Below are 26077 nucleotides of genomic sequence, written 5' to 3'. Positions count from 1 at the left end.
ATCCGTCAGGGCGCGTCGACCGCGGCGAGCCACCGGAGCGCGCCGGCGATGAGCTCCCGGTGCGCGGCCGAGTCGTACGACCGCGCATCGTGCCCGAGCGCGTCGTAGACGAGCCTCGAGCGGCCGACCTCCCGCGCCCAGACGAGCGGATGCCTCATCCCGCCCTCCACGTGCTCGGCGATCGGCTCGATCCCGCCGAGCCGTCGCAGGTCCGTGTACCGCTCGTCGAGCACGGTGAAGTCGGCGAGGCCCTCCGCAACGGCGTGCCCGCCCACGAGATGCACCCGCGCCTCGCCGAACGGCGGATGCCACGAGACGTCGCGGACCCACCGGCCGCCGAGCAGCCGCTCGTACGCCGGGTACGCGCGCAGGCTCGCGGCCGCCGCGTGCATCGCGAGCAGGCCGATGCCCCGATCCAGCGCCCGGTCGAGGGCGGATGCCGCGGCGGCGGCCTGCGAGGGCACCGGCCCGTCACCGGGGTCGCCCGCGTTCACCACGACGAGGCGGACGTCGTCGCCGAGCGCCGCGAGCGCGGCATCCGGATCGTCGTCGACCTCGACCGTGAACCCCGCCTCGCGCACGATCGCGGCGAGCAGCGCACTCGTCTCGGCGAACGGATGCCACGGGTCGGCGTAGCGGCCGCCCCCGCTGAGGATGACGGCATCGGGCATCAGCGGCCGCCCGGGAGTCGGGGGCGGTCGACGACCTGCACGAGGTTGCGACCGCGCAGCGTGTAGATGTGCCCGCGCTCGTCGACGTTCAGGTGCGAGCCGCTGTACCAGGCGCCGTTGATCTCGGGCACGACGACCGTCACGGCGAACGTCTTCGGATCGAATCGCCAGAGCGTGGTGTCGGAGACCGCGTAGACCACACCCCGATTCTCGACCATCGCCGCGAAGCCCGGGCAGAGGGGGCGGTGGTCGGCCGTGTGCACGATGCTGCGCTTCTGCAGGTCGATCACGACGAAGCCTCCCTTGATGGTGAGCGCGTAGAGGTTCCGCCCCTGGATCGCGAGTGCGGCGATGCCGTTCGGCAGCCCCGTCTCGATGCGCCACAGCTCCTGTTGCGCGACCGGGTTCCACGCGACCACCGTGCCTCGGGGACCCGTCTTCTGCGCGTTGTCGCCGCCGAGGAAGGCGACGCCGAGGGTCGTGGCGACCGCTCGCACGAGCTGCACGTCGTCGATCGGGTTCACCGCGATGGTCGACGTCGTCGCGCGCGGATCGTAGGTCCAGATCGACCCGCCGCCCTCGGTGTCGGACTGCACCGCGACGAGGAGCCTGCGGTGCACCGGATCCCAGGTCGTGTCGAGCGGGCGGTTCTGCTCGCCGGGGAATGCGGCGACCTGGTGGATCGGCTCGCCGCGCTTCGGGTCGTACGACCAGATGCCCTGCGAGTTGTACTGCCCCGTGTAGAGCACGCCCCCGATCACCTCGGCGTCCTTCGCCTCGCCGGGCGCGCGCAGGTTGACGACCTCGCCCGTCTTCAGCGAATGCCGCGCGATGGCCCCGTTGCCGCCGACGTACACGTACCCGCCTCCGGCCGCGAGGCCCATGCAGGTCTGCGGGCTCACCGGGGCCCCGGCCTCGGCGAGGTCGGTGACCGTCGACGTGCCCGTCGCCGGGTCGACCTCGGCCACGAAACCGTAGGCGGAGACGACGGCGAGCGTGCCCTCGTGCGCGTCGACGCCCCAGATCTCGCCGAGGTCGAGGCCGCCGAGGTCGAGCTGCGCGATCGCGCCGGTCGCCGGAGAGAAGTCGAGCAGCCCGGTCTCGTTGGCGAGGTAGAGGTGGTCGCCGATGGCCGCGATGTTCTTCGCCGTCTTGCCGATCGAGGTCGCGAGCGTGTACGACGAGAGGTCCGCGAGGTCGATCACGGCGATCTTCGACGCCTCCGTCGAGGCCGCGGTCGATGCGACGAGCCGGTCGCCGACGATCGCGAGTTCGCGCACGCTCGGATCGGCGGCGAACTCGGCGGGCGCGATCGACGCGAACGTCGCCGCCGCCCGGTCGTAGGCGAACAGCGTCGCCCTGCCGGCACTGCCACCGCCGCCGAGGGTGCTGCCCGCACCGAAGAAGACCGCCTCGTCGGTGGCGGCGACCGCCCGGGCGAGCGTCGAGGTCGCATCGGGGATGCCGAGGCTCGTGACCTGCCCCGCCGCCGGGTCGAACTGCCACAGCGCCGGCGCCGTCGTGCTGCCGCCGCCGACCGCGAAGAGCGTGCCGTCGGGAGCGACCGCGAGGTCGCGCACGTCGCGGTCGCCGATCGCGCCGATCGGAACCGCCGGCACCTCGGGCGTCTGCAGGTCCCATCGGTGCAGGTTCGACTGCGGGCCGCCGGACTTCTGCAGGATGCCGATGTACAGGTAGCGGCCGCTCGCGTCGGCCGCCAGAGCCTGGATCGCGTACCCGGTCGTGACCTCGGTGCTCACGGTCACCGTGCGCGTCGGCAGGTGGAACCCGATGACGCCGGTCGGCTCGATGTTGCGCGAGCCGATGTAGACGGTGTCGCCGACGAGCAGGGCGCTCATCAGGCCGTACTGGCTGACGGCCGGGCCGAGGTCGGTGATCGTCGGACCGGTCGGCCGGCCCGACGTGAGCGATGCGGCGGCGGCCGGGTCGGCCGCGACGAACGCGGCGAGCGCGGTCAGGCCGGCGGCACCGCCCGCCTGCAGCACCACTCGGCGGGAGAGCGTCGGGGATTCGGACATCGGAACTCCTTCGTTCGTAGGGTGGGGATGGGCCGTCAGGCCGTGATCGCGAGCAGTTCGGCATCGACCTCGTGGGCGAGCGGCAGTCCCTGTGCGAACCGGCGCAGCTCGTCGAGCACGACGTCGGCCAGTCGGCCGAGCTCGCCGCCGAGCGAACCGGCGATGTGCGGCGTGAGCAGGGCGTGGTCGTGGCCGTAGAGCGGATGCTCGTGCTCGAGCACCCACGGCGAGGTGACGTCGAGGATCGCGAACAGCTCCCCCGCGGTCACGCGAGCCGTGAGCGCCGCCTGGTCGATGATCTCTCCGCGGGCCGTGTTCACGAGCGTCGCGCCGTGCCGCATCAGCCCGATGCCGCGCGCATCGACGAGGTCGCGCGTCGACGGCAGCGACGGGGCGTGGATCGACACGACGTCGGAGGTGGCGAGGAGGTCGTCGAGCGCGACGGACTCGACGCCGAGGCTCAGGGCCTCGGATGCCGACAGGAACGGGTCGTAGACGACCACGTCGAGGTCGTAGCCGCGCAGCAGCTCGATGACCCTTCGGCCGATCCTCGACGCCCCGACGATGCCCACGCGCTTGCCGAAGTTGCCCAGCCCGGGGAACGCCTGCTCGACGTCGAACTCCTCGCGCAGCATCCGGTACCGCGCCGCGATGGGCAGCACCTTCTTGTTGGCCAGCACGATCATCGCGACCGTGTACTCGGCCACGGGGGCGGCGTTCGCGGTCGCCGCCGTGCTCACGCGGATGCCGCGTTCCAGCACGGTCTCGGACACGTAGGGCTTGACCGTGCCCGCCGAGTGCAGGATCGCGCGGAGGTTCGGCGCGAGGTCGAGCGCGGCCGCGTCGATGAACGGGGCACCCCAGCCCGTGACGAGCACCTCGGTCTCGCGGAGCGCCCGCCTCGCGGCATCCGATTCGAACTCGGTCAGGATGCCCGCGACCTCGGCGACCTCCTCGAAGCGCGCAACCTGCTCCGGCGGGAAGATGCGCTCGCGCACGTCGGGCGCCATCGCGAAGGCGACACGCACGCGATCCCCGCTCACTTGACGCTCCCGGCGGACAGGCCCGAGCGCCAGAAACGCTGGAGGCCGACGAACGCGAGGACCAGCGGGAGGATCGAGACGAAGGATCCCGCGATCACGAGGGTCGAGAACTCCGGGTTCTGCTGCACCTGGCTCTGCCAGAGGGCGATGCCCACGCTCGACGGGAAGAGCTCGCGGTCCTGCAGCATGATGAGCGGCAGCATGAAGTTGTTCCAGATCGCGACGAACTGGAAGAGCACGATCGTGACGAACCCGGGCACGAGCATGGGCAGTCCGATACTGAAGAAGCTGCGGATCGGTCCGGCACCGTCGACGCGTGCCGCCTCGAGGGTCTCGTCCGGCAGGTACCCCGCGCTGAACACGCGTGCGAGGTAGACGCTGAACGGGTTGCAGAACGCCGGGATGAGCACGGCCCAGATCGTGTTCGTCGCGCCGACCGACGCGGCGAGCAGGTAGAGCGGGATGACCGTCGCGGTGTTCGGGATGAGCACGCCCACGAGCACGAACCCGAACAGCCCGTTCTTGCCGCGGAAGCTGAACTTGTCGAACGCGTAGCCAGCCATGAGGGCGACGAAGCCGCAGACGAGCGCGCCGATGCCGGCGTAGAACACGCTGTTGCCCAACCAGCGCCAGAAGATGCCGTCGTCCTGGGCCATCAACTGCTGCAGGTTCTCGAGGAACGCCCCGCCGGGCGAGAATGCGCTCGAGCCGTAGAGGCCCTTCGCGTCCTTGGTCACGGCGAAGACGAGCCAGAGGAGCGGCAGCACCATGTAGGCGACGCCCAGGATCAGGATGCCGTTGACGGCGAGGCTCGCGCCCGGACGTCGGGGGGCGCGACGCGCTCGAAGGCGATCGGCGCTCTCGCGCGGCGGGCGGTGCGGGCCGGCCGGGTCGCCGTGAGGGGGTGCGGCGGAGCGCGACGGAGCGTCGGTGGTCGCGATCATCATGCACGTCCCTTCGAGGCGAAGCGGGTGACGACCCACGAGAGCACCCCGGCCACGAGGGCGAGGATGATCGACGCGGCGGCCGCCTGCGGGAGGTTGTTGCGGTTGAACGCCGCGTCGTACGCCCACATGTTCGGCACCCACGTGCTCGTGACCGCGGTCGTCGCGGACGAGAGGATCGTGGGCTCGGTGAAGAGCTGGAGCGAGCCGATCACCGTGAAGAGCAGGGCGATGCCGAGCGAGGGCGCGATCAGGGGCGTCTTGATCCAGAGGGCGGTGCGGATCTCCCCGGCGCCGTCGACCCTCGCCGCTTCGAGCACCTCGCGGGGTACGGCCTGCAGCGCGGTGAACAGGATGATCATGTTGTAGCCCGCCCACTCCCAGACGGCGATGTTCACCATCGACGGGAGCACCATGTGCACCGAGAGGAAGTCGATCTGGATGCCGCCCGACTCGAGCGCTGAGACGAAGGGGCTCACCCCCGGCGTGTAGAGGTACGCCCAGATGAGTGCCGCGATGACGCCGGGCACGGCGTGCGGGAGGAACAGGAGCAGCTGGAACGCGCGCTTGGCCTTGGCGACCGCAGCGTCGAGCAGGAGGGCGAACAGCAGCGCGGTGCAGAGCAGCACCGGGATGTAGAGCAGGCAGTACAGCGCCAGGCGACCGAAGCCGGCCACGAAGGTCGGGCTCGAGAGGACGTCGGCGTAGTTGCCGAGTCCGACGAACTCGGTCTCGGTGCCGCCGAACCCGAGGCCGCTGCGCCGCTCGGCGAAGAGGCTCATGGCGACGGCGTAGACGACCGGCGCGATCATCGCGACCAGGAAGAGCGCGAAGAACGGGGTGAGGAAGATGGCTGCGGTGCGGCCGCCCGTGCCGGCGATCGGATGCCGCGTGGCGCGTGGTGCCCGTCCTGCGAGTCGGACGCTCATGGTGTTGCCCTTCGGTGCGGCGGTGCCGGCGGGATCGCCGCCGGCACCGCTCCGGTCCTATTCGGAGATCTCGAGTCCGAGCTGCTCGAGCCCGGTCACGGTCTCCTCCTGCGTCTGCTCGAGCGCATCGCCGAGGGTGGGTGCGGTCGTGACCGCGTCGGTCAGCGCCGTATTGGTGATGTCGTAGTTCGGGCCCCACGACCATCCGTCGACGACCGATGCGGATGCCTCGTCGAAGACGGCGTAGATGTCGTTGCCGTAGTAGTCGACCGGCGCGACCTTCTCGGCGACGTCGTTCAGGCCCGGGTAGGCGAGGTAGGCCGTGCCGACCGCTCCCCGCGCCTCGACGGCGGCAGGCTCGGTCGTGAGCCAGGTGAGGAAGGCTGCGGCCGCGGCGGAGTTCTTCGAGTTCTCGGTGACCGCGAAGCTCGTGCCGCCGCTCAGCGCGCCGCTCGGCTCGCCGTCCCACGACGGCGGCACCGCGGCGATCCACTTGCCGGCCTGGCCGCTCGCCTCGGTGCGGGTCTTCAGGCCGGATGCGCTCCACGAGCCGCCGACCCAGCCGTTGACGACGCCGCTGTTGAGATCGGCGGTCCACTCGTCGCTGAAGCCGAGCTGCGGCTTCACGAGGTCTTCATCGATGAGCTTCTGCCAGTAGTCGGCCACCTTCGTCGAGGCGTCGTCGTCGATCGAGACCTTCCAGTGGTCGTCGTCGACGCCGAACCAGGTCGAGCCCGCCTGCCACGAGAGCGGGGCGAGCTGGGGCTCGTTCGTGAAGAAGCTCGTGAGGTAGGCCTCGGGGTTCGCGGTGTGCACCGCACGGGCGGCCGCCTCGAACTCGTCCCAGGTCTTGGGCACCTCGACGCCCGCGGCCTCGAGCACGTCCTGGCGGTACCACATGACGAGCGGCGGGGCGTCGTAGGGCATGCCGTAGGTCGCTCCCTCGAAGTCGACGAGGCCGCGCACCTGGTCGCTGTACTCGTCGAGCGTGTCGCTCGGCACGAGGTCGTCCAGCGGCATGACCTGGCCGGAACCGACGAATCCGGGAAGCCGGTAGTACTCGATGCCGACCACGTCCGGACCGGTCCCGGACTCGATCGCGGCGGCGAGCTTCGTGTAGCCGCCGTTCGCGCCGTTCGCGATCTCCTCGAAGTTCACGGTGATGTCGTCCTGGCTCGCGTTGAACGCGGCGGCGACGTCCGCCATCCCGCTGAGCGAGGACCAGAACGTGACCTCGCCTGTGGGGGTCGCACCGCTGCCGGTGTCGCCGGACGGCGCCGAAGCGGCGGACGTGCATCCGGCGAGGAGGACGCCCGCGGCCAGCATCGCCGCTGCGGTGAGGGAAGTGCGACGCAGGTTCATGACGGATTCTCCTTTGAATGTGAAGCGTGCACGGGCCACTGAAGTCGAGTCCGGGCGTCGCCGCAAGCAATGACGCACAAAGCGAACATTTCAGAACATCTCGATGCCGATGACGCAGGCCTCGCCGATGACGCAGGCCTCGCCGATCACGCAGACCTGGCCGATCACGCAGACCGCGTCGACTCCCGTTCGACGAGCGTCGGCAGGAGCGACATCCGCGTGACCGCGTGGCCGGCGTGCTCGTGCTGCCGGACGCGGTCGAAGCAGAGGCGCAGGGCCGCATACCCGAGGTCGTGCTTCGGCGGCGCGACCGCGGTCAGCGGTACGGCGGCGAAGGCCGAGAACTCGTCGTCGTAGGCGACGAGCGCGAAGTCCTCGGGGATGCGCAGGCCGCGCTCGATCACGAGATCCGCGAACGCCATGGAGTCCACGTCGCCCAGCATGAGCGCCGCGGTGACCTCGTGCTGCACGCACTCGTCGTAGAACCGCTCGAGCGCGTCGATCGCCGAATCGGCGCCGACGGCGGGCGTCGGCAGCGAGCGGAAGCGCACGTGCCCGGCCAGCCCGAGCCGCGCCATGGTGCGTTCGTACCCGTCGAGGAGCCACGGCGTGGTCGCCGCCTCCCGCGCCGCCAGCGCGATGCGGCCATGCCCGCGCTCCACGAGGTGTCGCACCGCGAGTTCGGCGCCGTACGCATGGTCGCTCCGCACGGACTCGATGCGGCCGGCGATGCGCTCGTCGACCCCGCGCTCGACGACCACGACCGGAACGGGCGCGTCGATCAGCAGCTCGTGCAGCGGCGATCCCTCGACCAGCCCGTTGTGCGGCGTGATCATCAGCCCATCGACCCCGCCGGCGATGAGGCGTTCGGCCTGGCGAAGCTCCTCTCGCTCCGAGTAGTTCGTGGTGCCGAGCACCAGTCGGCAGTTCAGCTCGCGCGCGGCGTCGCTCGCTCCGCGGATGACCTGCGGGAAGTAGTAGTTCGCGGTCGGCGCGATCATGCCGATCGTCGCGACCGGGCGCCGCGCCATCGCGCCGGCCGAACCGGAGCCCCGCTCCTGCTGCTTCGCGACCGCGGTCGAGACCGCACCGCCGTGCACGCGCACGAGGAGGCCGCGCGACTCGAGTTCCGCGAGGTCGCGGCGCAGCGTCATCGCCGAGACGTCGAGGCGCTTCGAGAGTTGGGTGATGGCGAGGGAGCCCCGCAGCTCGAGCTCCCGCAGGATGGCGTCATGACGTGCGACGGCGACCACCGAGCCTCCAGATGTTCATGTTTGTGCGTTCTCAAGATCGAACAGGATCCACGATACGCACGTCGGGACGAAATCGCCCACCCGACGCGACCCCGTCGTCGCGACGTACGGTGGAGGCACGGCGTCGTCCCGGCGCCCGCACACCATCCGGGGGGATGACGCATGTCGCAGACCATCGCCGAACTGTTCGTGGACACGCTGAAGCTGGCGGGGGTGAGCCGGGTCTGGGGCCTCCCGGGCGACTCGCTCAACGCGTTCACCGACGCACTGCGCCGTGACGGCGGCATCCGGTGGCTGCACGCGAGGCACGAGGAGACCGCCGCGTTCGCCGCCGCCGCCGATGCCGCCGTCACGGGCGAGCTCGCGGTCGTCGCCGGCAGCTGCGGACCCGGCAACCTGCATTTCATCAACGGCCTCTTCGACGCGCAGCGCAGCCGCGTGCCCGTGCTCGCGATCGCCTCGCACATCCCGTCGTCCGAGATCGGCAGCGGGTACTTCCAGGAGACGCACCCGCAGGAGCTCTTCCGCGAGTGCAGCGTCTACTGCGAGCTCGTCGGCGATCCGTCGCAGCTGCCGTGGGTGCTCGAGACGGCCTTGCGCACGGCCGTCGAGAAGCAGGGCGTCGCCGTCGTGGTCGTGCCGGGCGACGTGTTCTTCCGCGATGCGCCGGCGCGCCGTCCGAGCGCCCCCATCCGCGCCGCCCGCCCGCGCGTGCTGCCCTCCCCCGACGAGCTGACCGAGGCCGCCGGCATCCTGAATGCCGCAGACGCGGTCACGATCCTCGCCGGCGCCGGGGTGGCCGGCGCGCACGCCGAGGTGCTCGCGCTCGCCGAGCGGCTGCAGGCGCCGATCGTGCACGCCTTCCGAGGCAAGGAGCACATCGAGTACGACAACCCGTACGACGTCGGCATGACCGGGCTGCTCGGGTTCGCCTCCGGCTACCGGGCCATGGAGAAGTGCGACGCGCTGCTCATCCTCGGCAGCGACTTCCCGTACCGGCAGTTCTACCCGTCGAAGGCGAAGGTCGTGCAGGTCGACCTTCGCGGCGAGCAGCTCGGGCGTCGGACGCCCGTCGACCTCGGACTCGTCGGCGACGTGCGCGAGACGGCCTCCGCCCTGCTGCCACTCATCGCCGAGGATCGCAGCGGCAAGCACCTCGAGTCGAGCGTGCGGCACTACGAGAAGACGCGCGGCGAGCTCGACGGCCTCGCGAACGACGACGGCAAGCAGCCGATCCATCCCGAGTACCTCGCGAAGGTCATCGACCGGCTGGCCGATCCCGACGCGATCTTCACGGCGGATGTCGGTTCGCCCGTCGTCTGGACGGCGAGGTACCTCCGGATGACGCGCGAACGTCGACTGATCGGTTCGTTCACGCACGGCTCGATGGCCAACGCGATGCCGCACGCGCTCGGCGCGCAGGCGGCCGCCCCCGGACGCCAGGTGATCGCGCTCGCGGGCGACGGCGGCCTCGCGATGCTCATGGGCGACCTGCTCTCGATCCGGCAGAACGACCTGCCGATCAAGATCGTCGTCTTCAACAACTCGTCGCTGAACTTCGTCGAGGTCGAGATGAAGGCGGCCGGCATCGTGAACTTCGGCACCGAACTCGTGAACCCCGACTTCGCGGCGGTCGCGGAGTCGGTCGGCATCACCGGCATCCGCGTCGAGGAGGGTGCCGACCTCGAGGCGGCGCTGACCAGGGCGTTCGCCGAACCCGGCGCCGCGCTCATCGACGTCGTCGTCGCTCGTCAGGAGCTCTCGATCCCGCCGTCGATCACCGCCGCGCAGACGAAGGGCTTCGCGCTCTACGCGCTGCGCACGGTCATGTCGGGCCGGGGCGACGAACTGCTCGACCTCGCCGACACGAACGTGTGGCGGCGCCTCTTCCGCTGAGCCAGCGGGCGGCGGAGCGCGTCAGCCCGCACCCTCAGTCTCGGCGTGCCCGTCCGCCTTCTCGTGCGGGCACGACCGCCCGGAACTCCGTCATCGCGCGCTCGAGGCGGAGGCGGGAGACGGGTCGGCGTCGGAGCCGCGCGTCGGGCTGATGCGCTGGATCAGGGTCGAGAGCTCGGCGTGCAGGCGCACGAGGTCGTCGACCTCGACGCCGAGCGACGCGACGACCTGCTCTGGCACGTGCTCGGCCTGGTCGCGCAGGCGTCGGCCGGCCTCGGTGAGTCGCAGGGCGAGCTGGCGCTCGTCGTGGATCGAGCGCTCGCGGGTCACGAGCCCGGCGACCTCGAGCCGCTTGACGAGCGGCGACAGGGTTGCCGGCTCGAGCCGCACGAGGGCCGCGATCTCGGAGAGCGCGAGCGGCTCGTGCTCCCACAGCGCGAGCATCACGAGGTACTGCGGATGCGTGAGCCCCATCGGCTCGAGGATCGGCTTGTACGTGCCGATCACGAGACGCGACGCGACGGCGAGGGCGAAGCAGAGCTGGCGGTCGAGCGCGAGCGGATCGACGTCGTCGGCAGCTTCTCGGTTGTCGCGGCGTTCGGCGGTCGGGGCGGCATCCATAATTCGTTAGTATACTAACTGTTATGGCACGAAAGAATGAGGACGCGGTGGCGTGGACGCCCGAACCCGGGCTCAACCCGCTGAACCCGTTCATCGGCAAGCCCGGCCTCTACAACGCCGTGAACCGGTTCATCTACCGCTTCACCGGCCCGGCGCAGGTCGGCATCGGCCGCCCTGAGGCTCCGTACGTGCCCCCGGCCGATCCTCGCTGTCCGCTCTGCGGCGGCCTGATGGCCGCCCACGACATCGACCGCTCTGGCGAGCGCACGCAGGTGCACTGCCCGACGCCCGCAGCCTCGCCGGTCGAGTAGGTCGAGTAGGTCGAGTAGGTCGAGTAGGTCGAGTAGCGAAGCGTATCGAGACCCCGAGCACACCAACACGGGTCTCGATACACGACGTCGTCGCACTCGACCGACGGCCCGGCTGGAGCCGGGTCGACCACCACCCTCGTCGAAGGGCGGTGACCGACCGAGCCCCAGCCGGGCCGGGTGGTCTGCGTCGCGGGAGGATCCCGCGTCAGATGCCGAAGATCGTCCAGCGCGCCGACGACGAGTCGCCGGGTTCGAGCACGATGAGGTCGACACCCGAGTTGAACGCGTCGGGCGGGCAGGTCATCGGCTCGACCGCGAGGCCGGTGCGTCCGCTGCCGTCGGCCGTGTGGATCTGCACCCACGGGCACTCCCGGCGCCACCCCATGCCGACGCCGCGCCCGTCGGCATCGGTGAGCGTCGCCTGCACGGCACCGTCGGGGCCCTCGGCGTCGTAGGCCAGCCCCGTGAAGGCGTGGTCGATCTCGGTCGCCCCGATGCGCCGCGGCATCCGGAAGTCGAACGAGTCGCCGTCGCGCGGCGCGTCGACCGCCGCGGTAGCCGTCGGGATGAGGCGGTCGGGCGTGACCTCGAGCACCTCGGCCGCGGGCAGCGTGAGGGTCCAGTCGTCGACCGAGCCCCCGCCCGCCACGAGGTACGGGTGCGGGCCGGTGCCGTAGGGCGCGGCATCCGGACCGATGTTCTTCGCAGTGACCGTGGTGTGCAGGCCGCCGGCGTCGACGCGGAACTCGACCTCGACGGCGAGCCGGTGCGGGTAGCCCGCCTGCGCCTCGATCGTCGCGGCGAGCACGACCCGCGCGCTCTCGCGGTGCACGGGCTCGAAGTCGAGCCAGGCGGCGAGTCCGTGCAGGGCGTGCCCGCGCTCGGGCTCGGTGAGCGGCAGCTGCTCGTCGACCCCGCCGAAACGGTAGCGGCCGTCGACGACCCGGTTCGGCCACGGCACGAGCGTGACGCCGCGGTAGGCCGGGCGCACCTCCTCGGCCTCGAAGGGCACGACGAGGTCGCGACCCTCGTAGGTCAGCGAACGCAGGGAGGCCCCGACGCTCGCGATGACGGCGACGTAGCCGTGCGCACCGATCTCGTGCTGGTACCCGGAGAGCGCGTTGCCCACTTACAGGCCCTGCGCCAGACGGTAGTAGGCCTGGTTCCAGCGCACCTCGTGCTTGAAGCCGGGCAGCGTGGTCTCGTCGTCGATCACGAGCAGCTCGATCTCGGCCATCTCGGCGAAGTCGCGGAACACGTCGACGCCGACCGCGGTCGACATCACCGTGTGGTGCGCGGCACCGGCGGTGAGCCACGCGGCGGCGCTCGTGCGGAAGTCGGGGGCCGGCTTCCAGACGGCACGGCCGACGGGCAGGTTCGGCAGCGACTCGCGCGGCGCGACGTTCTCGACGACGTTCGCCGTGAGGCGGAACCGGTCGCGCATGTCGCTCATCGCGACGACGACGGCGGGGCCGGGGTCGGCCGTGAAGACGAGGCGCACCGGGTCGTCCTTGCCGCCGATGCCGAGCGGGTGCACCTCGAGGGTCGGCTTGGCCGTCGTGAGCGAGGGCGAGACCTCGAGCATGTGCGCGCCGAGGATGAGCTCGTCGCCGGGCGTCATGTCGTAGGTGTAGTCCTCCATGAGGCTCGCGCCGCCGGGCAGGCCGGCGCCCATGACGTTCGCGATGCGCACGAGCACGGCCGTCTTCCAGTCGCCCTCTGCGCCGAAGCCGTAGCCCTCGGCCATGAGGCGCTGGACCGCGAGGCCGGGCAGCTGCTTGAGCTCGCCGAGGTCCTCGAACGAGGTCGTGAACGCGCCGAAGCCGCCCTCCTCGAGGAACGAGCGCAGGCCGATCTCGATCGCGGCGCCGTCGCGCAGCGACTGGTGGCGCTCGCCGCCCTTGCGCAGTTCGGGCACCACGTCGTACTCGCGCTCGTAGACCGCGACGAGCTCGTCGATCTCGGCCTCGGCCGCCGCGGCGACGGCCTCGGCGAGCTCGTTGACGCCCCAGGTGTTGACCTGCACGCCGAGCCGCAGCTCGGCCTCGGTCTTGTCGCCCTCGGTGACGGCGACGTAGCGCATGTTGTCGCCGAAGCGCGCGAGCTTCAGGTCGCGCGAGGCCGCGAGGCCGGCGGCGGCGCGCTGCCAGACGCCGAGCTGCTGCTGCACGACGGGGTCGCTCGCGTGGCCGACGATCGTCTTGCGGGGCACGCCGAGGCGGGTCTGGATGTAGCCGAACTCGCGGTCGCCGTGCGCGGCCTGGTTCAGGTTCATGAAGTCGAAGTCGATGTCGGCCCACGGCAGCTCGACGTTGGCCTGCGTGTGCAGGTGCGCGAGCGGCTTCTGCAGGGCGTCGAGGCCCGCGATCCACATCTTGGCGGGGCTGAACGTGTGCATCCACGCGACGAGGCCGATCACGTTCGGGGCCGCGTTCGCCTCGAGCACGACCTTCTTGATCGCGGCCGAGTCGGTGAGCACGGGCAGCCAGACGATCTTCACCGGCACGTCGGATGCCGCGTCGAGCGTCGCGGCGATCTGCTCCGACTGCTGGGCGACCTGTGCGAGGGTCTCGGGGCCGTAGAGGTGCTGGCTGCCGGTGAGGAACCAGACCTCGTACTGGTCGAGCGAGGTGGTGAGCGGGGTGCGGGTCATGAGCGGTCCTTCGGTGGTGAGGTGGTGGAGGTCAGAGGGCTTCGACGGCGGCGGCCTCGGCCGCGAGGCCGGCCCGGTAGCGGTCGAGGTAGGAGGCGAAGCCGGCGACATCCGCCGGGTCGGGATCGGCCGTCTCGAAGCCCGCATCGGCGAAGACGCGGTCGTCCAGGTAGGCGCCGAGGTCGGTCTCGGCGGCGGCCGAGAGGTACGACGCGAGCACTGCGATGCCCCACGCGCCGCCCTCGGAGGCGGTCTCGCCCACCGCGACGGGTGCGTCGAGGGCGCCCGCGAGGAAGCGCTGGGCGACGCCCGCGGTGCGGAACATGCCACCGTGCGCGAACATGCGTTCGAGCTCGACGCCCTCGCCCTCGAGCACGCGCATGCCGAGCGCGAGCGTGCCGTACACGCCGTAGAGCTGGGCGCGCATGAAGTTCGGCAGCGTGAGACGGCTGTCGGGCGTGCGCACGACGAGCGGGCGCCCCTCGGTGAGGCCCGCGATGGGCTCGCCCGCGAGGTGGTTGTAGGCGAGCAGCCCGCCGGCGTCGGCCTCGCCCTCGAGCGCGGCCGTGAACAGCGCCTCGAACACGGCGTCGGATCCGATCGGGGTTCCGGATGCCGCGGCGAACTGCCCGAACACGCCCGCCCACGCGGCGAGCTCGCTCGCGCCGTTGTTGCAGTGCACCATCGCGACCGGGTCGCCCGCGGGCGTGGTCACGAGGTCGAGCTCGTGGTGCGCGTGCTCGAGGGGCCGCTCGAGCACGACCATCGCGAAGATGCTCGTGCCGGCGCTGACGTTGCCGGTGCGCGGGGCGACCGAGTTCGTCGCGACCATGCCGGTGCCGGCGTCGCCCTCGGGCGGGCACAGCAGCGCGCCCGGCTTCAGGCCGCCGGTCGGGTCGAGCAGGGCCGCACCGCCCGTGGTGAGCACGCCTGCCGGCACGCCCGCCTCGAGCACCTGCGGCAGCAGCTCGACGAGTGGCCGCGGGGCGCGGTCGCCGACGAGCGCGTCGTAGGAGGCGACGAGGGTCGCGTCGTAGTCGTGGGTCGCCGCGTCGATCGGGAACATGCCGGAGGCGTCGCCGACGCCGAGCACCTTGCGGTCGGTGAGGCGCCAGTGCACGTACCCGGCGAGGGTCGTCACGAAGCGGACGTCGGGAACATGCGCCTCGGCGTCGAGCACCGCCTGGTGCAGGTGGGCGATCGACCAGCGCAGCGGGATGTTCACCCCGAAGCGCTCGCTGAGCTCGGCGGAGGCCTCACCGGTCGAGGTGTTGCGCCAGGTGCGGAACGGCACGAGCAGCTCGTCGCGCTCGTCGAAGGCGAGGTAGCCGTGCATCATCGCCGAGACGCCGATCGCGCCGAAGGTCTCGGGCGTCGCGTCGTAGCGGCGCCGCACGTCGGCGACGAGGTCGGCGTAAGCCGCCTGCAGGCCCGACCAGACGTCCTCGAGCGAGTAGGTCCAGACGCGATCCTCGAAGCGGTTCTCCCACTCGTGGCTGCCGACGGCGAGCACGCTCGTGGGGTCCGCCGCGTCGACGAGGCAGGCCTTGATGCGCGTGGAGCCGAGCTCGATGCCGAGCGACGTGCGCCCGTCGAGGATGGACTGCCGATCGAGTGGGCGCCCCGGCGCCGTATCGAGATCAGCCGTCTGCTGAAGGGTGGAGTCGCTCATGCCTTGGGTTCCTTCCGTCGGGCGTCGGTGCTCTGTCCGTAGACGTTCTGGTACCGGTCGTACAACCGGTCGATCGAGTCCTGCGGGATCGGCACCAACGGGCCCGCCTCACGCGCCAGGTGCACCGTGCGCGCGACATCCTCGACCATCACCGCAGCCTTGACCGCATCCTTCGCCGACGTGCCGATCGTGAACGGGCCGTGGTTGGCCATCAACACCGCACGCGAGCGATGCCCCGACAGGGTCTCCACGATGCCCCGACCGATCGAGTCATCACCGATGATCGCGAACGGACCCACCGGAATCGGACCGCCGAACTCATCGGCCATCGCCGTGATCACGCACGGGATCTCCTCATTGCGTGCCGCCCACGCCACCGCATACGTCGAATGCGTGTGCACCACACCACCGACCTCGGGCATGTTCCGATACACGTACGCATGCGCCGCCGTATCGCTCGACGGGCTGCGCTCGGCACCAGGCGTGCCCTCGATCACATTGCCGTCCAGATCGCACAGGATCATGTTCTCCGGCGCCAGATCGTCATAGCTCACACCCGACGGCTTGATCACGAACAACTCAGCACCCGGAACCCGACCACTGACATTGCCACCCGTCCACACCACCAGGCCGTACCGCGTGAGTTCACCGTGCAGCTTCGCGACGTCTGCGCGCACACGCGCGATGGCCGCCTCGACCTCCGCCCCGAACTTCTGGGATGTTGCATTCACGGGGCGTCCTCCATCGCGATCGGGCCACTGTGACCGGTCACATTCTGACTCAGACGCTCCTCGCTGTCAATCGGACCGGGGCTCCGGGCGGGCCGGGCGCGGCACTCAGCGAGTCGCGGTCGACGCACGGACGATCAGCTCCGGAACGAGCATGGGACGGCCGGCCGCGGCATCCGCCCCACTCGCACCCTCGACCAGGGTGGCGACGGCACGCCGGGCGAGTTCGTCGAAGTCCTGGCGCACGGTCGTGAGCGGCGGCCAGAAGAACTCCGCATCGGGGATGTCGTCGAAGCCCACGAGGCTGAGCGAACCGGGCACGTCGCCGCCGCGCTCGCGCACGAAGCGCACGAGGCCGAGCGCCATCTGGTCGTTCGCGGCGAAGACGGCGGTCGGGGCATCCGCCATCAGCAGCTCGCCCGCGTCGTACCCCGAACGCGCCGACCAGTCGCCGCGGATCACCGAAACCGCATCGAGCCCGTGCGCGTCGAGCTCGATCGCGAAGCCGTGCTCGCGCGAGCTCGCCTCGAGCCAGTCGGACGGCCCGGCGAGGTGCGCGATGCGGGTGTGCCCGAGCTCGACGAGGTGGCGCGTGGCGATGCGCGCGCCCTCGACCTGGTCGACGGCCGGGCTGCGGTCGTCGCGACCGCCGGCGAGCAGGGTCACGACGGGAACGTCGACGCGCAGCTCGTCGAGCGCCTCGAGCACGCGCACGTGCGGTGCGACCACGACGATGCCGTCGACGGCCTGCCCGCGCAGGTGCGCGATGCCCGCCGAGACCGAGTCCAGGTCCTCGGAGTCGACGTAGGCCGTGCTCACCCAGTGGCCCGCGGCGCGCGCGGCGGCCTCGAGCGCCGCGATGCTCGTGGACGGGCCGTAGTGGCGCGAGTCCGACGCGAGCACGCCGATCGTGCGCGACCGCTTCGTGCCGAGCGCGCGTGCCGCGAAGTTCGGGGTGTACTCCAGTTCGGCGATGGCGTCCATGACGCGGCGCCGCGTGGACTCCTTGATCTGCGGATGCTCGTTCAGCACCCGCGACACCGTCTGCCGCGACACCCCCGCGAGCACCGCGACGTCGCGCACGCCGACCGCGCGCGTCGGGGCGGCCGCCGGCGCACCCGGCGCGCGCTCGGTGCCGGATGCCTGCATGTGCCGTCCCTCGTCGCCCGCGTGGATTCGAACCCGAGCGTATCCGACGCGTCGTGCCACCGGGCGAGCGTCGCCTCCCGTGGTGCCGCACCGTCCCGCCGCCGACGCGCGAGCCGGCATCTGCCGGCTCGCGCGTGCGTCACGTCTTCGACTTGGCGTGGCCCTTCGACTTCGCCGGCGTCTTCGACGCGGCCTTCGTCTTCGACCCGGCCGTGGTTCCGGATGCGGCGGCGGAGGTCGCGGCCGGGGCCACGGGCCCGAACAGCGGGTCGGCGGCTTCGGCCATCTCCATCTCGGCGGTCGCCTGCACGAGCGCGAGGAGGTCGGGATCGAGGCCCGGCGAGAACTCCTCGAAGCGCTCGGGGGCGATCGTCGACGGAACGCCCTCCGGCGCCTGCTCGCGCGCGTCGAGCTCGGTGCCGTCGTTCGAGGGCGACATGCCGCGGAAGATCCGGCCCGCCTCGGACTGCCCCGCGAGGTCGAACGTGAACTGCTTGCTCTGCAGCCCGAGGTCGAGCAGCCGCTTGACCTCGGGGAACTGCTCGGCGTTCGTCTTCGGAATCGGCAGCAGGGCCTTCCACTTCACGCCGAGCGACTCGAGCGCCCTCGCATACGCGTTCTCGTGCGCCTGGTCGCGCACGATCAGGTACGCGATCGTCGACCGAGCGGTCGCGTTGCCGGTCATCTCGTAGATGCGGCACTTCTGCAGCCGGCCCGTCGACTCGAGCATGAGGTTGTAGAGCAGGTCGAGGGGCAGGTTGCCCGAGTTGTACACGTAGCTGCCGCTCCACGGGTTGCCTGCGGCATCGACGGGCAGGGCGCCCTGGGCGCCCACGAGGTAGTGATGGATGTTGCCCTCGTCGAGGGCGATCTTCAGCGGCGTCGCGCCGCCCGCACCGGGTTCGTCGAGCGGGTCGGACGGCTTGCCCTGGTACCGCGGGGATCCGTCGAGCAGTCGCGAGATCGTGGTGCCGATGAGCTCGACATGGCTGATCTCCTCAGTGCCGATGCCCTGGAGGAGGTCGCGATAGGGCTTGCCCGTCGGGCCCCGGAAGTTCATGGCCTGGAACAGGTACTGCATCATCGTGCGCATCTCGCCGAACTGCCCGCCGAGACCCTCCTGCAGCGCGTTGGCGGCGGCCGGATCCGGCTCGTCGGGCACGATCTCGTTGATCAGTCGTTGCACGTGGAAGAACATCTGGTACCCCCTGGGCCCCTTGCGTCGTTGCGGGCGGCAAGGCTACGTCGGCGCCCGTCGCCACCAGCAGGGGCTTGACACCGGGCCGCGCCCGGCCGCCGACACGGCACCGGAGGCCTCGCGAGGCCCCACGCCGAGACGTTCGGTCGGATCGCGGATGTCAAGCCTCTATCTCCCGACCTGCCCAACGCCTACGGTTGGCCGGGCGTGGCCACGAGCCGCCGAATCGAGATGGGACACGATCATGACCAGCACGCCGACGACGGACCCCGTGCCGCCACCGCCCAACGCACGCCGCCATCCCCGCGGCGAGGTGGCCTGCCGGAACTGCGGCTCCCCGAGCGTGCGCGTCGTGCGCGCCTCATCGGCGAAGGCCGGACTCATCCATCCGCCGTCGATGGCGATGTGCCTGCTGTGCGGCGAGACCTGGGTGCTCGTCACGCCCTCGTGAGGGAGGGCTCGATGCGAGCGGACGGCTCGTGCACGATGCGGAGCACTCCCGACATCCCGGCCCTGTCGGAGAGCACGTCGAGCCAGGCGGGATTGATCGACGGGCGGCGATTGCCCGCGTAGACGAACTGCACTCGCGATTGCGGCGACATCCAGAGGGTGATGGCGCGACCCTCGTGCAGGAGGCTCATCGCGAACGTCTCGTTGCGACGGAACTTGTCGACGATCACGATCTGCAGGTGTGCGAGCAGCCGATCGTCGACCGGGAGCTCGAGCTTCGTGTCGTAGATGAAGATGCCCATGGCGCGTCGCCTCCGTGCCGTTCCAGTTGGAACGGTCGCCGGGGCCGCAACCGATTTGCCGGGAGAGCCTCACGGCGGAGCAGGTGCTCCTCCGAGGCTAGGCGCGATGGCCCTCATCCAGGGGATACGTGGGACGTACGGTCGGCACGCGCCTCACTCGAGGTCGTACGCGTCGAACGCCGAGTGCATCGCCCACGCCTCCTCCGCCAGCCCTTCGGGCGAATCGCCCTCGATCTCGGTCACCTCCACCGACATGCTCGCGCCCGACGAGACGAAGACGCTCACCGTTCGATCGAGGGTGCGCACCGTCTCCACGAACCCGCCCCCGGCCCTCACCAGGGCCGTGATGTTCGCCATGACCGTCTCCGGGTCATCTTCGGAGGGCATGAGGTAGTCCCGCCCGTCGATGATCAACCTGGTGCGCAGCATCGGTCGGCCTAGGTCGCCGCGATCGGCACGAGCGAGATCGGCACGCCCGGTGAGATCAGCAGGTCGCACGGCACGTTCTGGCCCTCGCCGATGTTCACCCGGAGCCAGGCCCGCCCTGCCGTGACGCCATCGAGGATCTCCTGCCGGAGTTCCTCGTACTCGCGCCCCGAGACCGAGTAGTGCTGTCCGGCGTAGTAGATGTCGATGCGCTTCATGAATCGCTCCCGCTCGTCGGGCCGTCGGCCGGTTCGGGCACGAGGTGGAGCCCGGCACCCGAGTTCGCGACCTGGCTGAGCGCCTCGATCCAGGCCCGGTTGATCGAGGGCGGTCGGGAGCCGTAGTACTTGTAGACGATCATCGCGGACGGGTGCATCCAGATGGTCGTTCGGCCGTTCCCGATCGACGCGTCGTCCCGCCACGAGAAGTGGAAGGACTCGCCGCGTCGCAGCTTGGCCCCGATCACGTGTTGGAGATGCGCGAGGACGCGATCCTCGAAGTCGACTCGAAGCGTCTCGTAGATGAACTTGCCCACGTCGCGCCTTCTTCCGGATTGCCGTCGCGCACAGTCTCACACCGTTTTCGCCATGCGCAACCCCCCTTGCGCTGCGGCGCCGCACGCGCATACTCGGGCCATGAGGCGACTGCACTATGCGAACGGGTACATGATCATGCCTGATGCCGTCTGCAAGGCGGTGCTCCGCTACGCCCGTGCGCTCGCAGACGCCCACACCTCGGATGTCGTGACGATCCCGGTGCTCGGCGAGGCCGGCGCCGTGACGACCGCGCACGTGCTGCTCGGTCCTGCGAGCCAGCTCTACTCCACCCACATCGCGGATTCGATCGGCGAGTTCACCGACGCGGCGCTCGTCGCCGACCTCGAACAGCGCACCCGACGCATCGAGCCCTCGACCATCGCATGGCCCGACGAGATGAGCGACATCCTGCTCGATGCCGACGAGGTCGTCGAACCGTTCGCCGAGTGACGGATGCCGGTGGCCGGCCGCGCGGGTCGGCGTGCCAGCAGGTCGGCGGGTCGGCGGGTCAGCGGGTCAGAACGCGGCCGACGCCCACCAGACGAGGATGAACAGGCCCATCGCGACGAAGACGAGGCCCACGATCAGGAACACGTTCGAACTCGGGCCACGGGCTCCGGCCCGCGCCACGTTCGACTGCCGCTCGGCCGTGATCGTCTCGGCGAGCCAACGGCGGCGGACGATGAGCGCGACGCCGGCGACGAGGGCGAGCACGGCCCATGCCAGGGCGAAGATCAGGCCGGGTTCCACCCGGTCAGCCTACCCGCGACCGCCGGCCCGGAGTGGCCGGGAGCCCCGGCTCCCGGGCGAGCGCACCGCACGCCCTATGGAAGCGATGTGAGATACCCGAAAAGCTTTGATCTGATCGTTTCCCTTCTGCTAGGAAAGGGAGGTCCCAAACCCCCCTACTGAACGGACGACCCGATATGACCTCCCTCGACCTGCAGACCGAACCCGAAGCCCAGAGCGACTACGCGGCCGTCGGCGGCGCACCGTCCGTCACCGCCGTCGTCAACCGGTTCTACGAGCTCGTGCTCGGCGACGACCTGCTGGCGAAGCACTTCGAGGGCATCGAGATGGTCCGCCTCAAGCGGCATCAGGTCGCACTCGTCTCGCAGGTCATGGGCGGACCGGTCGCCTACGAAGGGCGCGAGCTGCGCGCGGCCCACGCGAACATGGGCATCACGGCCGAGGAGTTCGGCGCCGTCGCCGGGCACCTGATCGCCGCGCTGACCGAGGCCGGCGTGCCGGCCGAGATCATCGACCGCACCGTGTCCGCGGTGGCCGCGACCCAGCCCGATATCGTCGAGGTCCCCGCGGCCCAGGCGTGAGCGCGTGGACACCGCCGCGCTGAAGCACACCTGGTCGCTGGCCGAGACGCTCGGCGACGAGGTGCCGCTCTTCTTCTACTCGCACCTCTTCTACACGCACCCCGAGCTCCGGGCGATGTTCCCGGTCGCGATGGCCACCCAGCGCGACCGACTCGTCGGCGCGCTCGGGCGGATCGTCTCCAACGTCGACCAGCTCGAGGAGGTGACCGCCTTCATCCAGCAACTCGGGCGCGATCACCGCAGGTTCGAGGTCATCGCCGAGCACTACGACGCCGTCGGGCTCTCGCTGCTCACCACGCTGAAGCACTTCCTCGGCGAGCTCTGGACCCCCGAGCTCGCCGCGGACTGGGCGGCGGCGTATGGCGTCATCGCGACCGCGATGGTGCAGGCCGCCGAGGAATCGGAGCTGAGCAGTCCGCCGTCCTGGGCCGGCCATGTCATCGGGGTCGAGCGCCGCAGCATGGACATCGCGATCGTGCACGTGCGCCCCGAGCCCGATCTCGCGTTCGAGCCCGGGCAGTCGTTCGCGGTCGAGACGCCCTACGCGCCGCGGTTGTGGCGGTACTTCAGCCCCGCCAACGCACCGCGCGCCGACGGCACGATCGAGTTGCACGTGCAACTGGTGCCCGGCGGGCAGGTCTCCGGCGCGATCGTACGACGGCTGAAGGCCGGCGACGTGCTGCGCCTGGGGTCCGCGGTCGGACAGGAGCTGACGCTCGACGAGGCCGACCGCGGTCGCGATCTCGTCATGGTCGCGGGCGGAACGGGCCTGGCCCCGCTCCGCGCACACCTCGAGCGCATCGACCTGCAGTGGCAGGCGACCGGCGACGCCCCGCGCGTGCACCTGTTCCACGGCGCCCGCGTGCCGTGGAACCTGTACGAGAACCGGCTCATGCAGAGCCTGGCCGGTCGGCCGTGGTTCACCTACACGCCGGTCGTGTCCGACGACCCGAGCTACCCCGGCCGCAAGGGCCTGGTCAGCGACGCGGTCGCCGAGCACGGCGTCATCCCCGGCGCCCTCGCCATGGTGTGCGGATCGCGCTCGATGGTGCGTCACACCGCCTCACGGCTGCGCGACCTCGGCGTGGCCTCCCCCGATCTCCGTTTCGAACTGTTCGCCCAGCTCGAGGATGAGCCGGGGCTCCCCGCCCCGCAGCCGTCGCCGCTCGCTGAGCAACCGATGGGAAGTGCCCGATGACCACTTGGGACGACGCAGACGAACTCCCGATCCCCCAACCGCCGGCGTCCGAAGGCGGCCTCGTCGCCGCCGTCTCGCGCCTGCCGGAGTCGGGCTCCGTGCGCTTCGCCTCGCGGCCGCTCGGCGGGTACGACCGCGCCGAGGTGGATGCCTTCGTGGCCGACCTCTCGCAGGCGGTCGACGCGGTCCGCGCGGCACTCGACGAGAACCGTCGAGAGCTCGCAGAGCTCCGAGCCGAGAACACGAAGCTCCGGAGCACCGACAACGCCGACCTCGAGCACGAGGTCACGCTCGGCGCGGTCGGCCTGCTCTCGCAGGCGCAGATGATCGCCGACAAGGCGGTCGCCGACGCGGAGGCGTACGCACGGGATCTCGTGCTCACGGCGCGCACGCAGTACCGCGAGACGCAGGAGCGCAACGCCGACGCGGCGGCCGCGGCCCCTGCCGAGCCGAGCACCGCCAGCGGCAGCATCACGCTGCCGTCGATGCCCGAGATCGAGTACGTGCGCACCTACGCGCAGGTCGCGCAGATCCAGTTGCGCTCGGTGCTCGATGCGCTCACCGAACAGGTCGATCGCCTCGGCACGCTGCCGCAGCCCGAGGCGGTCGAGCAGTCGGCCGAGCAGGCTGCCTCGTCCTCGACCCCCGAAGACGAGTACCCCGACGAGGAACCGGACTGGCTGCCGGCGGTCCCGCCGCAGCCCACGAAGCAGCGGCAGTCGTACGTCAGTCCGTGACCTGACCGCGCTCGCTCGCCGACCGGATCGGTTCGATCCGCGAGGCGGGCGAGCGCAGCCGTGCCGACGCGGCCGCGGGGGCTGCGGCCGCGAGCGGCGCGGAGGCGAGCGGATGCCTCAGGGCCGGCGTTCCTCCCGCTCGTCGCCCTCGGCACGCGCGAAGTCGGCCTTCCACTGCCGGAAGGAGTCCTCGGTGCGCCCGCGGCGCCAGTACCCCGAGATCGAGAGCTGCTCGCGGCCGAGCCCTCGCTCGGTGCGGAGGTAGGGCCGCACACCCCGCATGACCTCCTCGGCCTCGCCGTGCACGAACGCGTGCACGCGCCCGTCGAGCCAGTCGACGGCACGCACGGCGGCGGCGAGCAGGCTGTCGCCGCGATCGCCGTCGCGGTGCACGAAGACGACGGTGCCGCCGCTCGGCAGGGCGAGCCGTGGTTCATGCTCGGCCGACTCCACGAGCAGGACGACCCTGGCCACGGCGTCGGCCGGCAGCGCCTCGAGCGCGGCCGCGATGGCAGGCACGGCCGACTCGTCGCCGGCGAGCAGGTGCCAGTCGGCGGAGGCGAGCGGACGGTAGGCTCCGCCGGGCCCGTTGGCGAGCAGGGTGTCGCCCGGCTTCGCGTTCGCCGCCCACGGCCCGGCGACCCCCTCATCGCCGTGCACGACGAAGTCGATGTCGAGCGTGCCGGCCGAGACATCCGGATGCAGCGCCGTGTACGTGCGCACGACCGGCAGGTCTTCGGCCGGCATCGTGCCGCGCAGCTCGCGCACGTCGATCTGGTCGGGGTAGGTCACGCCCGGCTTCGGGAAGACGAGCTTGAGGTAGCGATCGGTGAACCCGCTGTCGGCGAACGCCGAGAGGTCGTCGCTGCGCAGGTGCAGCCGGCGGAGGTTCGGCGTGATCCAGGTGGCGCCCGTCACGGCGAGGCGAGTGGTCGGCATCCTCCCATCACATCATGCCGAGCGGGGTGGTCCGTCCGCGGCCGGAGGATCGACGGCCGAAGTCACGCCGACGCCGCACGCCGACGCCGACGAGGGCGCTCAGCCGCCGTGGCCGCTCAGCTCGTCGACGAGGTTCGCGATGCGGCGCTCCCTCGTCGGTGCCGTCTTCGCCTGGTCGATGACGCGCACCTGCTGGCGCCGCTGGCTGACCGTCAGTGCGTCGAACCTGGCGCGCACCGCCGGATCGGCATCGAGCGGCCGCGACGTCGTCGGGCACGTCGGCGTCGACGGGCTCGGCGACGAGCTCGAGCCGCACGGTGACCTCGTCGCCGACCTCGAGCCCGGCCGCCGCGCGGTTGGCGTGGCTCAGCCCGATGAGGTTGCGCCCGAGCATGATCGCGACGCGCGTCTCCCACGAGTGGCCGTTGACGGTGACGGACACACGCGGACGCCGGCCCCCGCCGAGCTCCTCGACCGCCGTCTCGGGAACCTCGAGCCCCCGCATCTTCTCGTGCGGCTCCACGACCGCCCGGAACTCCGTCATCGCGCTCCCCCCTGCTCGGCCTCAGCGGAGCTCGGTCCGGATGCCGTGGCGGCTCGACCCTCACGGCGCGTCAGGACGATGGCGACGACGACCGCCGCGATGCCGATGGGAATGCCGAAGAGGCCGGTGAGCCCGGAGTTCGCGGCGAACGTCGAGAAGTCCCAGAGTCCGTGGAGGAGCATGGCGGCGATCAGGGTGCCGCTGACCCGTCGCAGCAGGTAGAGGGCGCTCCCGAGCACGAAGGTGATGAACACCTGGGTGACGCCGAACGGACCGGTGCCGAAGAGCGTGTTGGGCAGGTGCAGGAGCCCGAAGAGGAGCGTGCTGAAGAACCAGACGCCGAGCTCGCCGAATCGGCTGCGAAGGGCCACGATGAGCTGACCGCGGGTGACGAGTTCCTCGTTGAACCCCACGATCAGGCTGCCGAGCGTGAGCAGCAGCCACATCGTCGGCGTGAGCGCGGAGGTGTCGCCGAGGAGGACGTTCGCGATCGCGACCACGGCGAGCGCGCCCGGGAACACCCACACCCATGCCGGCATCCGCTGCCGCTCATCGAAGAGGGACGGACGCCACCATCCGTACACCGACACGATGACGACGATCACCACGGCGCCCGCCAGGAGCGGCGCGACGTACCACTTCCAGAGCGTGTCCTCGCTGTCGCCGATGTGCGTGTAATCGATGCCGTTGAAGATCCAGACGCCGCAGAACACGGCGAGGTAGAGCAGGTAGGCGAGGACCCCGAGCCAGACGCGGGGCGCGATGCGGGGCGCGTGATCGACGGTCATGGCTTGCACGATATCGCCAGCCGCGCGACGGTCCCGGCATTCGCGCAGGAGCGCCGCCCGAGGACGCGCACTCGAACACGCACCGCCCGAACACGAAAGCCCCGGACTTCCGAAGAAATCCAGGGCTGTTTTGTAGCGAGGGCGGGACTCGAACCCGCGACACCACGATTATGAGCCGTGTGCTCTAACCACCTGAGCTACCCCGCCGGGAAGGCCTTCGCCGGTTCAGCCGCGAGGCCGAACCGAGAGAAACCAGAGCCCCGAGTCAGGATTGAACTGACGACCCCTTCCTTACCATGGAAGTGCTCTACCACTGAGCTATCGGGGCGTGTGCCGTAATCGGCAACCTGAAGAGGA

28 protein-coding genes, 2 tRNA genes and 1 pseudogene are annotated in these 26077 nt (G+C 70.9%); 7 read left to right on the top strand and 24 right to left on the bottom strand.

Annotation, left to right across the window (positions count from 1 at the left end; translation table 11 throughout):
• Positions 1 to 5: 5 nt before the first annotated feature.
• The 7 genes from ABIC29_RS01345 to ABIC29_RS01315 form a co-directional block, all read right to left on the bottom strand.
• A complete protein-coding gene (locus ABIC29_RS01345; RefSeq protein ID WP_354242031.1) occupies positions 6 to 671 on the bottom strand; it encodes a ThuA domain-containing protein in 666 nt (221 codons plus the stop codon).
• Positions 671 to 2710, bottom strand: coding sequence for an NHL repeat-containing protein (locus ABIC29_RS01340; protein ID WP_354242028.1), 2040 nt, complete (start codon positions 2708 to 2710; stop codon positions 671 to 673). The genes ABIC29_RS01345 and ABIC29_RS01340 overlap by 1 nt, the downstream gene beginning before the upstream one ends.
• Before the next feature lie 35 nt (positions 2711 to 2745).
• The gene (locus ABIC29_RS01335; RefSeq protein WP_354242025.1) at positions 2746 to 3753 is read right to left on the bottom strand and encodes a hydroxyacid dehydrogenase; all 1008 of its coding nucleotides are present in this window, start codon (positions 3751 to 3753) and stop codon (positions 2746 to 2748) included.
• A complete protein-coding gene (locus ABIC29_RS01330; RefSeq protein WP_354242022.1) occupies positions 3750 to 4700 on the bottom strand; it encodes a carbohydrate ABC transporter permease in 951 nt (316 codons plus the stop codon). Before ABIC29_RS01330 ends, ABIC29_RS01335 begins: the two co-directional genes overlap by 4 nt.
• Entirely contained in the window at positions 4697 to 5626 is a 930-nt protein-coding gene (locus ABIC29_RS01325; RefSeq protein ID WP_354242019.1) for a carbohydrate ABC transporter permease, read from the bottom strand. Before ABIC29_RS01325 ends, ABIC29_RS01330 begins: the two co-directional genes overlap by 4 nt.
• A 57-nt stretch (positions 5627 to 5683) precedes the next feature.
• Positions 5684 to 6988 carry an ABC transporter substrate-binding protein gene (locus ABIC29_RS01320; protein WP_116080507.1) on the bottom strand — a complete coding sequence of 435 codons (1305 nt, stop codon included), beginning with the start codon at positions 6986 to 6988 and terminating at the stop codon, positions 5684 to 5686.
• Between the two features lie 164 nt (positions 6989 to 7152).
• Positions 7153 to 8241 (bottom strand): substrate-binding domain-containing protein, encoded by a 1089-nt coding sequence (locus ABIC29_RS01315; RefSeq protein WP_116080506.1) that lies wholly within the window; start codon positions 8239 to 8241, stop codon positions 7153 to 7155.
• A 162-nt stretch (positions 8242 to 8403) separates the two neighbouring features.
• On the opposite strand from ABIC29_RS01315, the gene poxB reads away from it, so the two are divergent.
• On the top strand, positions 8404 to 10137 hold the full coding sequence (gene poxB / locus ABIC29_RS01310; protein ID WP_354242015.1) for a ubiquinone-dependent pyruvate dehydrogenase: 1734 nt from the start codon (positions 8404 to 8406) through the stop codon (positions 10135 to 10137).
• A gap of 90 nt (positions 10138 to 10227) precedes the next feature.
• Here the strand turns inward: poxB and ABIC29_RS01305 are convergent, their stop codons facing one another.
• Complete coding sequence (locus ABIC29_RS01305) at positions 10228 to 10758, bottom strand: MarR family winged helix-turn-helix transcriptional regulator (protein ID WP_354242012.1); 531 nt, start codon at positions 10756 to 10758, stop codon at positions 10228 to 10230.
• Between the two features lie 23 nt (positions 10759 to 10781).
• Between ABIC29_RS01305 and ABIC29_RS01300 the strand changes: the two genes are divergently transcribed.
• A complete protein-coding gene (locus ABIC29_RS01300; RefSeq protein ID WP_354242009.1) occupies positions 10782 to 11069 on the top strand; it encodes a hypothetical protein in 288 nt (95 codons plus the stop codon).
• A 205-nt stretch (positions 11070 to 11274) separates the two neighbouring features.
• Here ABIC29_RS01300 and ABIC29_RS01295 read toward each other — a convergent pair whose 3' ends face one another.
• The 6 genes and pseudogenes from ABIC29_RS01295 to ABIC29_RS01270 all read right to left on the bottom strand — a co-directional run.
• Positions 11275 to 12198, bottom strand: a complete 924-nt coding sequence (locus ABIC29_RS01295; protein WP_354242006.1) for an aldose 1-epimerase family protein — start codon at positions 12196 to 12198, stop codon at positions 11275 to 11277.
• Entirely contained in the window at positions 12199 to 13722 is a 1524-nt protein-coding gene (araA, locus tag ABIC29_RS01290; RefSeq protein ID WP_116080502.1) for an L-arabinose isomerase, read from the bottom strand.
• A 31-nt stretch (positions 13723 to 13753) separates the two neighbouring features.
• Positions 13754 to 15394 (bottom strand): xylulokinase, encoded by a 1641-nt coding sequence (locus ABIC29_RS01285; RefSeq protein WP_354242003.1) that lies wholly within the window; start codon positions 15392 to 15394, stop codon positions 13754 to 13756.
• On the bottom strand, positions 15391 to 16125 hold the full coding sequence (locus ABIC29_RS01280; protein WP_354242000.1) for an L-ribulose-5-phosphate 4-epimerase: 735 nt from the start codon (positions 16123 to 16125) through the stop codon (positions 15391 to 15393). The genes ABIC29_RS01285 and ABIC29_RS01280 overlap by 4 nt, the downstream gene beginning before the upstream one ends.
• 105 nt (positions 16126 to 16230) lie before the next feature.
• Complete coding sequence (locus ABIC29_RS01275) at positions 16231 to 17271, bottom strand: LacI family DNA-binding transcriptional regulator (RefSeq protein WP_116080500.1); 1041 nt, start codon at positions 17269 to 17271, stop codon at positions 16231 to 16233.
• Between the two features lie 244 nt (positions 17272 to 17515).
• A pseudogene (locus tag ABIC29_RS01270) lies at positions 17516 to 18469 on the bottom strand (manganese catalase family protein); the annotation flags it as partial.
• A 244-nt stretch (positions 18470 to 18713) separates the two neighbouring features.
• Here ABIC29_RS01270 and ABIC29_RS01265 point away from each other — a divergent pair.
• Entirely contained in the window at positions 18714 to 18920 is a 207-nt protein-coding gene (locus tag ABIC29_RS01265; RefSeq protein ID WP_116080498.1) for a hypothetical protein, read from the top strand.
• Here ABIC29_RS01265 and ABIC29_RS01260 read toward each other — a convergent pair.
• From ABIC29_RS01260 to ABIC29_RS01245, 4 genes are all read right to left on the bottom strand, one after another.
• The gene (locus ABIC29_RS01260; protein ID WP_354241996.1) at positions 18907 to 19221 is read right to left on the bottom strand and encodes a DUF7882 family protein; all 315 of its coding nucleotides are present in this window, start codon (positions 19219 to 19221) and stop codon (positions 18907 to 18909) included. The genes ABIC29_RS01265 and ABIC29_RS01260 overlap by 14 nt on opposite strands.
• Before the next feature lie 153 nt (positions 19222 to 19374).
• Positions 19375 to 19650: a hypothetical protein gene (locus ABIC29_RS01255; protein WP_116080496.1), complete on the bottom strand. Its 276-nt coding sequence runs from the start codon at positions 19648 to 19650 to the stop codon at positions 19375 to 19377.
• 8 nt (positions 19651 to 19658) lie between these two features.
• The gene (locus ABIC29_RS01250) at positions 19659 to 19865 is read right to left on the bottom strand and encodes a hypothetical protein (protein ID WP_354241993.1); all 207 of its coding nucleotides are present in this window, start codon (positions 19863 to 19865) and stop codon (positions 19659 to 19661) included.
• Entirely contained in the window at positions 19862 to 20182 is a 321-nt protein-coding gene (locus tag ABIC29_RS01245; protein WP_116080494.1) for a DUF7882 family protein, read from the bottom strand. The genes ABIC29_RS01250 and ABIC29_RS01245 overlap by 4 nt, the downstream gene beginning before the upstream one ends.
• A 100-nt stretch (positions 20183 to 20282) precedes the next feature.
• Here ABIC29_RS01245 and ABIC29_RS01240 point away from each other — a divergent pair, with 100 nt between their 5' ends.
• A complete protein-coding gene (locus ABIC29_RS01240) occupies positions 20283 to 20633 on the top strand; it encodes a hypothetical protein (RefSeq protein ID WP_147309106.1) in 351 nt (116 codons plus the stop codon).
• Positions 20634 to 20699: 66 nt separating this feature from the next.
• Here ABIC29_RS01240 and ABIC29_RS01235 read toward each other — a convergent pair whose 3' ends face one another.
• On the bottom strand, positions 20700 to 20933 hold the full coding sequence (locus tag ABIC29_RS01235; protein WP_116080492.1) for a hypothetical protein: 234 nt from the start codon (positions 20931 to 20933) through the stop codon (positions 20700 to 20702).
• A 176-nt stretch (positions 20934 to 21109) separates the two neighbouring features.
• Here ABIC29_RS01235 and ABIC29_RS01230 point away from each other — a divergent pair, with 176 nt between their 5' ends.
• From ABIC29_RS01230 to ABIC29_RS01220, 3 genes are read left to right on the top strand one after another with little or no spacing between them, the layout of a single operon-like run.
• Positions 21110 to 21514 carry a group I truncated hemoglobin gene (locus ABIC29_RS01230; RefSeq protein ID WP_354241989.1) on the top strand — a complete coding sequence of 135 codons (405 nt, stop codon included), beginning with the start codon at positions 21110 to 21112 and terminating at the stop codon, positions 21512 to 21514.
• Positions 21515 to 21518: 4 nt separating this feature from the next.
• On the top strand, positions 21519 to 22712 hold the full coding sequence (locus tag ABIC29_RS01225) for a globin domain-containing protein (protein ID WP_116080490.1): 1194 nt from the start codon (positions 21519 to 21521) through the stop codon (positions 22710 to 22712).
• Positions 22709 to 23449, top strand: coding sequence for a DivIVA domain-containing protein (locus ABIC29_RS01220; protein WP_116080489.1), 741 nt, complete (start codon positions 22709 to 22711; stop codon positions 23447 to 23449). The genes ABIC29_RS01225 and ABIC29_RS01220 overlap by 4 nt, the downstream gene beginning before the upstream one ends.
• Before the next feature lie 117 nt (positions 23450 to 23566).
• Here ABIC29_RS01220 and ABIC29_RS01215 read toward each other — a convergent pair whose 3' ends face one another.
• The 5 genes from ABIC29_RS01215 to ABIC29_RS01190 all read right to left on the bottom strand — a co-directional run bounded on the left by ABIC29_RS01215 (position 23567) and on the right by ABIC29_RS01190 (position 26048).
• The gene (locus ABIC29_RS01215; protein ID WP_354241985.1) at positions 23567 to 24388 is read right to left on the bottom strand and encodes a siderophore-interacting protein; all 822 of its coding nucleotides are present in this window, start codon (positions 24386 to 24388) and stop codon (positions 23567 to 23569) included.
• A gap of 7 nt (positions 24389 to 24395) precedes the next feature.
• A complete protein-coding gene (locus ABIC29_RS18990; RefSeq protein WP_502915437.1) occupies positions 24396 to 24932 on the bottom strand; it encodes a DUF1905 domain-containing protein in 537 nt (178 codons plus the stop codon).
• The gene (locus ABIC29_RS01200) at positions 24929 to 25720 is read right to left on the bottom strand and encodes a CPBP family intramembrane glutamic endopeptidase (RefSeq protein WP_116080486.1); all 792 of its coding nucleotides are present in this window, start codon (positions 25718 to 25720) and stop codon (positions 24929 to 24931) included. Before ABIC29_RS01200 ends, ABIC29_RS18990 begins: the two co-directional genes overlap by 4 nt.
• 133 nt (positions 25721 to 25853) lie before the next feature.
• Positions 25854 to 25927: transfer RNA gene (locus ABIC29_RS01195), tRNA-Met, on the bottom strand.
• 49 nt (positions 25928 to 25976) lie between these two features.
• Positions 25977 to 26048, bottom strand: a tRNA-Thr gene (locus tag ABIC29_RS01190).
• Positions 26049 to 26077 lie beyond the last annotated feature (29 nt).

This window comes from Agromyces sp. PvR057, from assembly GCF_040547485.1.
Lineage (GTDB): Bacteria > Actinomycetota > Actinomycetes > Actinomycetales > Microbacteriaceae > Agromyces.
This window is presented reverse-complemented; position numbering and strand designations above follow the sequence as displayed.